The sequence below is a fragment of the Pseudolysinimonas sp. genome, assembly GCF_044239695.1.
Lineage (GTDB): Bacteria > Actinomycetota > Actinomycetes > Actinomycetales > Microbacteriaceae > Pseudolysinimonas_A.
Window position 1 is genome coordinate 1 of record NZ_JBIIAW010000094.1, and the last position, 11,088, is coordinate 11,088.

Annotated in this window: 14 protein-coding genes; 3 read left to right on the top strand and 11 right to left on the bottom strand. The window is 70.9% G+C overall.

Going from position 1 to position 11,088, the window contains the following annotated elements:
- Nucleotides 1–141: 141 nt before the first annotated feature.
- From ACILQS_RS12895 to fdhD, 9 genes are all read right to left on the bottom strand, one after another.
- Nucleotides 142–372, bottom strand: a complete 231-nt coding sequence (locus ACILQS_RS12895) for a DUF6704 family protein (protein ID WP_395640534.1) — start codon at nucleotides 370–372, stop codon at nucleotides 142–144.
- Nucleotides 373–448: 76 nt separating this feature from the next.
- Entirely contained in the window at nucleotides 449–865 is a 417-nt protein-coding gene (locus tag ACILQS_RS12900; RefSeq protein WP_395640535.1) for a Trp biosynthesis-associated membrane protein, read from the bottom strand.
- Between the two features lie 13 nt (nucleotides 866–878).
- Nucleotides 879–2,420, bottom strand: coding sequence for an anthranilate synthase component I (locus ACILQS_RS12905; RefSeq protein WP_395640536.1), 1,542 nt, complete (start codon nucleotides 2,418–2,420; stop codon nucleotides 879–881).
- On the bottom strand, nucleotides 2,417–2,809 hold the full coding sequence (gene hisI / locus ACILQS_RS12910) for a phosphoribosyl-AMP cyclohydrolase (RefSeq protein WP_395640537.1): 393 nt from the start codon (nucleotides 2,807–2,809) through the stop codon (nucleotides 2,417–2,419). Before hisI ends, ACILQS_RS12905 begins: the two co-directional genes overlap by 4 nt.
- Nucleotides 2,806–3,567: an imidazole glycerol phosphate synthase subunit HisF gene (gene hisF / locus ACILQS_RS12915; RefSeq protein WP_395640538.1), complete on the bottom strand. Its 762-nt coding sequence runs from the start codon at nucleotides 3,565–3,567 to the stop codon at nucleotides 2,806–2,808. The genes hisI and hisF overlap by 4 nt, the downstream gene beginning before the upstream one ends.
- Nucleotides 3,568–3,569: 2 nt before the next feature.
- On the bottom strand, nucleotides 3,570–4,409 hold the full coding sequence (gene hisG, locus ACILQS_RS12920) for an ATP phosphoribosyltransferase (RefSeq protein ID WP_395640539.1): 840 nt from the start codon (nucleotides 4,407–4,409) through the stop codon (nucleotides 3,570–3,572).
- Between the two features lie 82 nt (nucleotides 4,410–4,491).
- Complete coding sequence (locus ACILQS_RS12925; RefSeq protein WP_395640540.1) at nucleotides 4,492–4,755, bottom strand: phosphoribosyl-ATP diphosphatase; 264 nt, start codon at nucleotides 4,753–4,755, stop codon at nucleotides 4,492–4,494.
- Nucleotides 4,756–4,764: 9 nt separating this feature from the next.
- The gene (locus ACILQS_RS12930; RefSeq protein ID WP_395640541.1) at nucleotides 4,765–7,116 is read right to left on the bottom strand and encodes an FdhF/YdeP family oxidoreductase; all 2,352 of its coding nucleotides are present in this window, start codon (nucleotides 7,114–7,116) and stop codon (nucleotides 4,765–4,767) included.
- The gene (fdhD, locus tag ACILQS_RS12935) at nucleotides 7,113–7,988 is read right to left on the bottom strand and encodes a formate dehydrogenase accessory sulfurtransferase FdhD (protein ID WP_395640542.1); all 876 of its coding nucleotides are present in this window, start codon (nucleotides 7,986–7,988) and stop codon (nucleotides 7,113–7,115) included. Before fdhD ends, ACILQS_RS12930 begins: the two co-directional genes overlap by 4 nt.
- Before the next feature lie 56 nt (nucleotides 7,989–8,044).
- Here fdhD and ACILQS_RS12940 point away from each other — a divergent pair, with 56 nt between their 5' ends.
- Genes ACILQS_RS12940 through ACILQS_RS12950 form a run of 3 tightly spaced genes read left to right on the top strand, consistent with a single transcriptional unit; the run spans nucleotide 8,045 to nucleotide 9,995 of the window.
- Nucleotides 8,045–8,617, top strand: coding sequence for a molybdenum cofactor guanylyltransferase (locus ACILQS_RS12940; RefSeq protein WP_395640543.1), 573 nt, complete (start codon nucleotides 8,045–8,047; stop codon nucleotides 8,615–8,617).
- Nucleotides 8,614–8,880, top strand: a complete 267-nt coding sequence (locus ACILQS_RS12945) for a DUF6457 domain-containing protein (RefSeq protein WP_395640544.1) — start codon at nucleotides 8,614–8,616, stop codon at nucleotides 8,878–8,880. The genes ACILQS_RS12940 and ACILQS_RS12945 overlap by 4 nt, the downstream gene beginning before the upstream one ends.
- Nucleotides 8,877–9,995: a molybdopterin molybdotransferase MoeA gene (locus ACILQS_RS12950; protein WP_395640545.1), complete on the top strand. Its 1,119-nt coding sequence runs from the start codon at nucleotides 8,877–8,879 to the stop codon at nucleotides 9,993–9,995. The genes ACILQS_RS12945 and ACILQS_RS12950 overlap by 4 nt, the downstream gene beginning before the upstream one ends.
- Nucleotides 9,996–10,011: 16 nt before the next feature.
- Here ACILQS_RS12950 and ACILQS_RS12955 read toward each other — a convergent pair whose 3' ends face one another.
- Nucleotides 10,012–10,380, bottom strand: a complete 369-nt coding sequence (locus tag ACILQS_RS12955; RefSeq protein ID WP_395640546.1) for an FKBP-type peptidyl-prolyl cis-trans isomerase — start codon at nucleotides 10,378–10,380, stop codon at nucleotides 10,012–10,014.
- Between the two features lie 35 nt (nucleotides 10,381–10,415).
- Nucleotides 10,416–11,078 carry a ribulose-phosphate 3-epimerase gene (gene rpe / locus ACILQS_RS12960; protein WP_395640547.1) on the bottom strand — a complete coding sequence of 221 codons (663 nt, stop codon included), beginning with the start codon at nucleotides 11,076–11,078 and terminating at the stop codon, nucleotides 10,416–10,418.
- Nucleotides 11,079–11,088: the final 10 nt, after the last annotated feature.

Below are 11,088 nucleotides of genomic sequence, written 5' to 3' on the forward strand. Positions count from 1 at the left end.
CGGTCGCTCGGCGCCAGGGCCGCGAGAGCGTCCCGGGCGGCCGGGCGGGCGAGCGCGGCGGCCTCGACCGCGGTCAGCGGCAGGGCGGCGCGTCGACCGGCAGCGTCGTCGATCGCCCCGGCGACGAGCTCCGCGAGCAGGTCAGGAATGGCTCTTCGGGGCGTAGCGCGTCCCGTTGACGCCGTAACCGAGCTTCGCGAGCACGAGACCGGCGATCAGTCCGAGCACGACGACGCCCACCGAGGCGAAGACCAGCACCGGCTGGTCGAACCAGAAGGCGAGCGTGCCGCCCGCGATACCGACCAACATGATGATCACGGCGACCCAGGCCGCGGGCGAATTGCCGTGGCCGGGCTCGTTCTCGTCGCTCACTTCGGGGTGCTCCTTCTTCCGGCGGGCGCGCTGATCGCGCAGCGGACGCAGCCAGTCTATCGATGGTCGGCGGGGTCTATCGATCGTCGGTGGGGTCGTCGCCCGCGCTCAGCGAGTCCCAGTCGCTGGCCGGATCCCCGTCCAGACGCGTGCGCGAGTACTTCGATCCCCCGGTCGGCCAGCGGCGCACCGTCGTCGCGACCCACCCCCCGGCGAGAACCTGGAGCACGCCCGCGACGAGCGCGAGGGCCTCGAGCCCGCTGCTCTCCGGGGTGACCACGGCGACGAGCACGACGCAGGCGCCGAGCAAGGCGATGAGGACGGACAGGATGATGCGGAACACCGGTCCGGCGAGCAGCATGGCGAACCCGCCGGCCGCCGACGCGAGCGCCAGGGCGCCGAACGCGGCGCTCTCGCCGCTCGCGATGGCGGTGAGCAGGATCGGCACAGCCAGCGCGAACAGCGCCAGCAGACGCAGCCGGGACGGGGTCATGGTCGGCTCCCGCTCAGCGCAGGTGCCGCATCGCGTTGGCGATCGCGACAGCGCGCAGCGGGGCTGCGGCCTTGTTCTGCGCCTCCTGATGCTCGCTCGCGGCATCGGAGTCGGCGACGAGTCCGGCACCCGCCTGCACGCGCGCCATGCCGCCGACGATCGTCGCGGTGCGGATCGCGATCGCGAGGTCGGAGTCGCCGGCGAGGCCGAAGTACCCGACCACACCGCCGTAGACCCCGCGCTGAGCAGGTTCGAGCTCGTCGATGATCTCCAGCGCCCGCGGCTTCGGGGCTCCCGACAGGGTGCCGGCCGGGAAGGTCGCCCGGAAGACGTCGATGCTTGTCGCGTCCGGTCGGAGGTCGCCCTCGACGGTGGACACGAGGTGCATGATGTGGCTGAAGCGCTCGACCTGCATGAACTCCGTGACCTCGACCGACCCGGCGACGCAGACCTTCGAGAGGTCGTTACGAGCGAGGTCGACGAGCATGAGGTGCTCGGCCTGCTCCTTGGGGTCGGCGAGCAGCTCGTCGGCGAGGTCGACGTCGCTCTCCGGGGTCTCACCGCGCGGCTTGGACCCGGCGATCGGATGCGTGATGACCCGACCGTCGGCGACCTTGACCAGGGCCTCCGGGCTGGAGCCGACGATCGAGTAGTCGGAGCCGTCCGGCGCCTCGAGCGTGAGCAGGTACATGTAGGGGCTCGGGTTGAGCGTGCGGAGCACCCGGTAGACGTCGATCGGTTCGGCGGTGATCTCGTGATCGAAGCGCTGGGAGATGACGACCTGGAAGACGTCCCCGTCGCGGATGTACTCCCGCGACCGTTCGACGGCGGCGAGGAAGTCCTCGCGCTTCGTGCGCGGCCGCGGCTCGGGTGTCACGTCGAGGTCGACCTCGGCGAGCCACGCCTCGCTCGGCGCGGCGAGTCCGGTCTGGAGCTCGTCGAGACGTCGCTGAGCGTCGGCCCAGAGGGTCTGCTCGTCGTCGACGCCGTCGTTGAGGGCGGCGGCGATCAGGATCGCCGACCCGGTGCGGTGGTCGAGGGCGACCAGCTCCGAGACGAACGAGAGCGCCTGGCCGGGCACCGCGAAGTCGGCGGGGGGAACCTGCGGGAGCCGCTCGAGTTGTCGCACCGCCTCCCAGCCGATGAACCCGACGAGACCTCCGGTGAGCGGCGGATGCCCGTCGACCTGAGGCGTGCTCCACCGGCGATAGAGGTGCGCGAGCGCGTCGAGCGGCGCGGCGGGCACGTCGTCGCCGAGGGCACGGGATGCCGACAGCCCGTAGTCGATCCAGGTGACGCGATCGCCGTCCTGGGTCAGCACGCCCCGGGAGCCGACCCCGACGAACGACCATCGCGACCAGATGCCGCCCTGCTCCGCGGATTCCAGGAGGAACGTCCCGGGCTTGCCGACCGCGAGCTTGCGATAAACGCCGACCGGGGTCTCCCCGTCGGCGAACAGGCGGCGCAGCACCGGCACGACGCGGTGTCCCGCGGCGAGGGCCGCAGCGAACTCGGCGCGGGAGGTTGTCCCCGCCGAGGAGGTCGTGGTGGTCACCCTTCGACTGTACCGAGGGTCGGGGGGTCGACGAACGGGTCGAGCGGGTCCACGTCGAAGCACGCGTGTGCTCCGGTGTGGCAGGCGGGCCCGATCTGATGCACCGTGACCAGAAGGGTGTCGCCGTCGCAGTCGAGCGCGGCCCCGCGGACGAACTGCGCGTTGCCGCTCGTGTCGCCTTTGCGCCAGTACTCCTGTCGGCTGCGCGACCAGAACGTCACGCGCCCCTCGGTGAGCGTGCGGCGCAGCGCCTCGGCATCCATGTAGCCGAGCATGAGCACCTGCTTCGTCGACTCCTCCTGGATGATCGCGGGCAGCAACCCCTTCTCGTCGAAGCGCACTCTGTCGAGGACGTCCTGAGCGCCGTCCTGAGGCTCTCGAAGGGTCATCGCACCGCCACCCCTTCCGCCCGGAGGGCATTCTTCACGTCGCCGACGGTCAGCTCCCCGCCGTGGAAGACGGAGGCGGCGAGCACGGCGTCGGCGCCGGCCGCGACCGCGGGGGCGAAGTGACCGACCGCGCCCGCTCCCCCGCTGGCGATCACGGGCACGCTGCTCAGTTCTCGGACCAGGCCGACGAGTTCCAGATCGAAGCCCTGCTTCGTACCGTCGGCGTCGATCGAGTTGACGAGCAACTCGCCCGCTCCGCGTTCGATCGCCTCCCGCGCCCAGGCCAGGGCGTCGAGATCCGTCTCGGTGCGTCCGCCGTGCGTCGTCACGACGAAGCCGCTCGGCGTGCGCGCACTGCGCTTGACGTCGAGCGACAGCACGAGCACCTGTGCGCCGAAGCGGTCGGCGATCTCGCCCACGAGCTCCGGGCGGGCGATCGCCGCGCTGTTGACGCCGACCTTGTCGGCTCCGCTCGCGAGCAGCCGGGCGACATCCTCGGGGCTGCGCACCCCGCCGCCGACCGTGAGCGGGATGAACACCTGCTCGGCCGTCGCCGTGACGGTCGCGTACATGGTGTCGCGAGCATCCACCGTGGCGGTCACGTCGAGGAAGGTGATCTCGTCGGCGCCCTGTTCGTAGTAGGCGCGGGCGAGGTCGACCGGGTCGCCCATGTCACGCAGGTTTTCGAAATTGACGCCCTTGACCACGCGCCCCTCGGTGACGTCGAGGCACGGGATGACGCGGACCGCGACCGACACGGTCAGATCCGCGCGGCGTGGATCGACGACACCAGGATCGCGCGCGCGCCGAGGGCGTAGAGCGTGTCCATGATCTCGTTCGTGTCGTCGCGCGGCACCATCACCCGCACGGCGACCCAGCCGGTGTCGCGCAGTGGCGACACCGTCGGCGACTCGAAGCCGGGCGTGATCTTCGACGCCTGCTCGATCAGCTCGGCCGGGAGGTCGTAATCCATCAGCACGAAGCGGCGGGCGACCATCACTCCCTGCAGACGGCGGCGGAAGGTGGCGAGACCCTCGACGTCCTCCCGCGCCGCGATCAGCACGGCGGTGGATTCCAGGATCACGGGGCCGAAGATCTCCAGTCCCTGCTTGCGCAGCGTGGAGCCGGTCTCGACGACGTCGGCCACGGCATCCGCGACCCCGAGCCGCACCGCCGACTCGACCGCCCCGTCGAGGTGAACCACGGTCGCGGCGACGCCCTCGGCCTCGAGGAAGTCGCCGACGAGCGCCGAATAGCTGGTCGCGACGCGCGTGCCGGCGAGGTCGCCGAGCTTCGTGAACGCTCCGACCGGTCCGGCGAACCGGAACGTCGAGGCGCCGAAGTCGAAGGCCTCGATCTCCACCGCGGTCGAGTGCGAGTCCAGCAGCAGGTCGCGACCGGTCACGCCGACGTCGAGCGCGCCCGAGCCCACGTAGGTTGCGATGTCGCGCGGGCGCAGGTAGAAGAACTCCACGTCGTTGCGCGGGTCGGAGACGATGAGTTCCTTGGGGTCGCGGCGCACCGCGTACCCCGCTTCGCGGAGCATGTCCACGGCGGTCTCGGAGAGGGTGCCCTTGTTGGGCACGGCGATTCGAAGCACGGGATGAGTCTTTCAGTCGGAAGGTCTGACGGGAGTGTGGGTTTCGGTACACCGCGCTGCGCGCGGCACTCAACCCGCGTGGTCAGAGATGTCGCCCGACGTCCTCGAGGCTGATGTTCTTCGCGAGCATGAGCACCTGCAGGTGGTAGAGCAGCTGCGAGATCTCCTCGGCCGTGCGCTCGTCGCTCTCGAACTCGGCGGCCATCCAGACCTCGGCCGCCTCTTCGACGATCTTCTTGCCGATCGCGTGCACGCCGGCGTCGAGTTGCGCGACGGTGCCGGACCCCTCGGGACGCTCGGCCGCGGTCCGCGAGAGCTCCTCGAACAGCCCGTCGAAGGTCTTCACCTGCCCAGGTTACCGGGCCGGCACCTGCACCGGCTCCAGTCGCACGATGACGCCCTTCGAGACCGGCGTGTTGCTCTCGTCGGCCGCGCTCTCGAGCGGGACGAGCACGTTGGTCTCCGGGTAGTAGGCCGCCGCGCAGCCGCGTGCGCTCGGATACGAGACCACGCGGTAGTTGCGCACGACCCGTTCCACCCCGTCGGTCCACTCCGAGAAGATGTCGACCCGCTGGCCGTCGGCGAGGCCGAGCTCGGCGATGTCGTCGGGGTTCACGAACACGACGTCACGGCCCTTCTTGATGCCGCGGTACCGGTCGTTGAGGCTGTAGATCGTCGTGTTGAACTGGTCGTGCGAACGGAACGTCTGCAGGATCAGGCGGCCCTCCGGGCGCTCCAGGTGCTCGAGCTCGTTGACCGTCATGATCGCCTTGCCGGTGCGGGTGTTGAACGTGCGCGAGTCGCGCGGACCGTTCGGCAGGATGAACCCGGCCGCCTTGCGGATGTCGGCGTTGAAGTTCTCGAAGCCCGGCACGACCCGCGAGATGCGGTCGCGGATGACGTCGTAGTCGTTCACGAACGCGTCCCAGTCGATGCCGTAGCGGTCGCCGAGGGTTGCCTTCGCGATGCCGCAGACGATCGCGACCTCCGACTTCAATCCCGGAGCGACCGGCTTCACCGCGCCGTGGCTCGCGTGCACGGCGCACACGCTGTCCTCGACCGACACGAACTGAGCGCCGGTCGCCTGGAGGTCGACCTCGGTGCGCCCGAGGGTCGGCAGGATGAGCGCCTCCCGCCCGGTGACGGCGTGCGAGCGGTTGAGCTTGGTCGACACCTGCACGGTGAGCTGCGCGCCGCGCATGGCGGCCTCCGCGATCGCGGTATCCGAGATCGCGCCCACGAAGTTGCCGCCGAGTGCGACGAAGACCTTGACGTCGCCCTTCGCGAGCCCGGTCACGGCCTTGAGGGCGTCGTGGCCGTGCTCCCGCGGCACCGGGAAGCCGAACTCCGCCTCGAGGGCGTCCATGAACGACTCGGGCATCTTCTCGAAGATGCCCATCGTGCGGTCGCCCTGCACGTTGGAGTGGCCGCGGATCGGCGAGGCGCCGGCGCCGGGCTTGCCGATGTTGCCGCGCAGCAGCAGGAGGTTGACGATCTCCTTGATCGTCGCGACCGCCTTCTTCTGCTGGGTGATGCCCATCGCCCAGGTGATGATCACGCGGTCGGCCGCGAGGTACGCGTCGGCGAAGGCATCCATTTCGTCGCTCGTGAGCCCGGTCGCGGCGATCACCGCGGCTTCGTCGACGTCGGCGATGTGCGCGGCGAATGCGTCGAAGTCGGAGACGTGCTCGGCGAGGAAGTCGTGATCGAGTACCGTTCCCGGATGGCGGGCCTCCGCCTCGAGCACGCGCTTCGAGGTGCGCTGCAGCAGTGCCATGTCGCCGGCGGCCCGGATCTGCAGGAACTGGTCGGCGATCGCGGTGCCCTTGCCGAGGATGCCGCGCACCTTCTGCGGGTTCTTGTAGCGGATGAGCCCGGCTTCCGGCAGCGGGTTCACGGCGATGATCTTCCCGCCGCCTCGCTTGCACTCCTCGAGCGCCGACAGCATCCGCGGATGATTGGTGCCCGGGTTCTGCCCGAGCACGATGATCAGGTCGGCCTTGCCGAAGTCGTCGTAGGAGACCGTCGACTTGCCGATGCCGACCGTCTCGCCCATCGCGGTGCCGGTCGACTCGTGGCACATGTTGGAGCAGTCGGGCAGGTTGTTGGTGCCGAAGGCGCGCACGAACAGCTGGTAGAGGAACGCCGTCTCGTTCGCGGTGCGGCCGCTCGTGTAGAACGCGGCTTCGTCGGGGCTGTCGAGTCGGCCCAGGCCTTCGGCGACGATCTCGAACGCGCGCTCCCAGGAGACCGGCTCGTAGACGTCGGATCCGGCGGCCTTGTAGACCGGCTCGGTGAGCCGACCCTGCTGACCGAGCCAGTACTCGTCTTTCTCCAGCAGCACCGGGATCGGGTTCTCGGTCCAGAACGAGGTCGGAACCGTGATCGGCGTCGCCTCCCAGGTGACGGCCTTCATGCCGTTCTCGCAGAACTCGAGGGTGTTGCGGTGGCCCGGGTCGGGCCACGCGCAGCTCATGCAGTCGAAGCCGTCCTTCTGGTTGATGGTGAGCGCGAGCTTCGCCGTGCGCGCCACGCCCATCTCCAGCAGCGCCGGCTCCATCGAGTTGAGGATCGCCGGCACTCCGACGGCCCAGGGCTCGTTGTGGCCGATCTCGATGTCGGGGTAGATGTCGGCGAACGCCGCGGGCTCGGTCGGCTCGGCACCGCGGTTGATCTTCGCGCCGACGGGGGGCTTGCGGGCGCTCATCCCGCCGCCTCGGCCGTCACGAATTCGGGAACGGCGACCCGCTGCTCCCCCGCGTACACGACCATCGAGCGGCCGCGCATGAAGCCGACGACCGTCATCCCGAGTTCGTCAGCCAGGTCGACGGCGAGCGACGACGGGGCCGAGACGGCGGCGAGAACCGGGATGCCAGCCATCGACGCTTTCTGGGTGAGCTCGAAGCTCGCCCGGCCCGAGACCTGCAGCACCATCCCGGTGAGCGGCAGCAGCCCCTCGCCGTGCGCCCAGCCGATGACCTTGTCGACGGCGTTGTGCCGCCCGACGTCCTCGCGGAGCACGAGCATCTCGCCGGTGCGTCCATCGAAGAGGGCGGCCGCGTGCAGTCCGCCGGTCTTGTCGAAGACGTCCTGCCCGGCGCGCAGCCGGTCGGGGAAGGTCGCCAGCAGGTGCGCGTCGAGCACGAGCTCGTCGCCGGCGACCGGGTGATGGGATGCGGTGCGCACGGCGTCGATGCTCGCCTTGCCGCACAACCCGCACGACGAGGTCATGTAGAAGTTGCGCTCGAGGCTCGGATCCGGCGCCGCGACGCCCGTCGCGAGGGTCACGTCGAGCACGTTGAAGGTGTTCTCGCCTTCCTCGGTGACGCCGGCGCAGTAGCGGATGGCGGCGATGTCGGTCGCGTGGGCGACGACGCCCTCGGAGATCAGGAAGCCGGTCGCCAGATCGAAGTCGTGACCCGGGGTGCGCATCGTGATGCTGAGCGAGGTCCCGCCGACGCGGATCTCGAGCGGTTCTTCGACCGCGAGCAGGTCTTCCCGCCGGGAGACGGTGGCGTCAGCGCCGTCGTCGGCCAGGGTGATCCGGGTGATCCGCTTCCTCGCGGTGATTCTTCCCATGTGCAATACCTATCACGATAGTGATTGTTCCGAACCCGCGTCCTAGAGTGTTCGGCATGATCGTCGACGCTCTCATTCTCGCAGGGGGTCGGTCGTCGCGGCTGGGACATTCCGACAAGTGGAACCTGCGCATCGACGACGAGACGCTGCTGCAACGCTCCCTGCGTGCCGTGCGCAGCGCCGGGGTGAGCTCGGTGATCGTCGTCGGAGATGAGGCCCCGGCACCCGTCGTCGCCGTTCGCGAGGACCCCGCCTTCGCCGGCCCCGTCGCCGCGATCGCAGCCGGGATGCGGGCACTTCCCGGGACGGCCGACGCGGTCCTGGTCCTCGCCTGCGACATGCCGCACATCGCGCAGGCGCTGCCCGCGCTTCTCGCCGGCTTCTCCGGCGACGGGTCGATCGCCGTCGATGCCGGCCGCCGTCAGCAGTTGGCGCTCCTGGTCGACCGGGCCGCCCTCCAGACGGCGCTCGACCGGCTGCCGACCGTCGTCGACGCGTCGATGCGAGACCTGCTCGACGGACTCGCGGTGACCGAGACGACCGTGCCCGACGGGTCGACCGACGACGTCGACACCTGGGACGACGCGGCGCGACTCGGCGCCGTCGCCGTGACCGGGGCACGTTCATGAGCGACGATCCGACCGAGGGCATCCTCGACGTCTGGGCGGACGAGGTGCGTGCCGCCCTCGGCATCGACGCCGAGGTCGACGTGAAGGCGGTGCTCGGGCTCGCCGGCGTCGCCGCGCACGCCGTCGTGCGACCCGCCGCCCCGCTCACCACCTACCTCGTCGGCTTCGCCGCCGGACGGGCCGCCGCGAGGGGCGAGGATCCCGCCGCAGCGGCCGCCGAGGCCACGCGGATCGCGAAGGACCTCGCGGCCGGCCGATCGTGAGCCACGAGGGGCGCCTCCCCTGGGCCGAGGCGCGCGACCGCGCCTGCCACGCCGCGACCACTCTGGGCACCGAGACGGTTCCGCTCGACGGGGCGGTCGGTCGCGTGCTGCGGCGCGAGATCCTCGCTGCGGTCGACATCCCGCACTACGCGTCGGCCGCGATGGACGGCTGGGCGGTCGCCGGCCCCGCGCCGTGGACCCTGCGCGAACCCGGACCGCTCGTCGCCGGAGACGCGACGCCGATCGTGACCGGCGGGTTGCTCCCCGTCGGGGCCGACGCCGTCGTGCGCAGCGAGAACGCGCACCCCGACGGGGATCGCCTGGTGCTCGACGCGCCGGACACCCGCGGCCACGTCCGGCCGCCCGCCGAGGAGGCCCGCGCCGGGGAGATGCTCGTCGCCGCCGGGACGCGGCTCTCCCCCGCGCACGTCGCCCTCGCCGCGGCGTCGACGCTCGACCGGCTCGAGGTCGCGCTCGCGCCCCGGGTCGCGACCGTGTTCACCGGCGACGAGGTGGTGCTCGCCGGCATCCCGGCGCCGGGTCGGGTGCGTGACAGTTTCGGGGCGACCATCCCCGCGATCCTCGGCATGCTCGGCGCCTCACCCGCCGGGAGTGCTCGCATCGGCGACGACCGCGCCGCGACGGTGGCGGCCCTCGACGGCGCCGATGCCGACCTCGTCGTCACGACGGGAGGGACCGGCGGCTCGTCCGCGGATCACGTGAGGCGGGCGCTCGACGACCTCGGCGCGTTCTACCTGGTGCCCGGACTCGACGCCCGCCCCGGCGGTCCGACCCTGCTCGCCCGCCTCCCCGACGGGCGGCTCGTGCTCGGGCTGGCCGGGAATCCGCTCGCCGCGATGCTCGGGCTGCTCTCGCTCGGCGACGTGCTCGTGGCCGGCTACACGGGACGCGACGTCGCCCCGCTGGTCACGGTGCCGGTTCCGGAATCGGTGCGCCGGCATCCCGACGCCACCCGGCTCGTGCCGGTTCGAGCCGGACTCGACGAAGTGGGCTGGACGGGTGCGGCGATGATGCGCGGCCTCGCCGCTGCGACGGGAATCCTCGTGGTCCCGCCGCAGGGCGACGCGCAGGTGCTACCGCTGCCCTGGGGCTAGCGGCTCGACCGACGGCTCAGGCGACGCCGAGCAGGTCGATCACGAAGACGAGGGTGCGGCCGGAGAGGCGGTGACCGCCGCCGACGGGGCCGTACGCCCACTCCGGCGGGCAGACCAGCTGACGGCGTCCGCCGACCTTCATGCCCGGGATGCCCTCCTGCCAGCCGCGCACGAGCCCGTTGAGGGGGAACTCGATCGACTGACCGCGGCTCCACGAGGAGTCGAACTCCTCTCCGCTCTCGAAGTCGACCCCGAGGTAGTGCACGGTCACCTTGGCACCGGGGGTGGCTTCCGCGCCGTCGCCGACCTCGAGGTCGGTGATGACGAGTTCGGTGGGAGCGGGGCCTTCGAAGAAGTCGATCTCGGGCTTGTTCTTGTCAGTCATGCCTCAAGTCAACCAGACCCCGTCTCCGAGTTCCGTCAGTGCCGGTGGGCTCCGGCCGCCGCGCGGAGGTCACCGATCGCGACTTCGACATCGTCGGCGCCGTAGACGGCGGAGCCCGCCACGAAGGTGTCCGCGCCCGCTTCGGCGGCCTCGCCGATCGTGTCGAGTGAGATCCCCCCGTCGACCTGGAGCCAGACGTCGATCCCCGCCGCGTCGATCGCGGCGCGGGCCGCGGCGACCTTCGGCATCATGTCGGCCATGAAGCTCTGACCGCCGAAGCCGGGCTCGACCGTCATCACCAGGATCTGATCGAACTCGGGCAGCAGGTCGAGGTACGGGGTCAGGTCGGTCCCGGGCTTGACGGCGATTCCCGCCCGGGAGCCGATCTCGCGCAGGCGACGGGCGACAGCCACCGGATCGGTCGCGGCCTCGGCGTGGAAGGTCACCGAGAACGCCCCGAGCTCGGCATACCCGGGGGCCCAGCGGTCGGCGTCGGAGATCATCAGGTGCACGTCGAGCGGGATGGCCGACACCGCCTGCAGCCGACCGACCATCTGCGGGCCGAACGTGAGGTTGGGCACGAAGTGGTTGTCCATCACGTCGACGTGCACCGCGTCGGCCGACGCGATCCGGGCGACCTCGGCCTCGAGGTTCACGAAGTCCGCCGACAGGATGCTCGGCTCGATGCGCACGTTCACGCGTCCACCT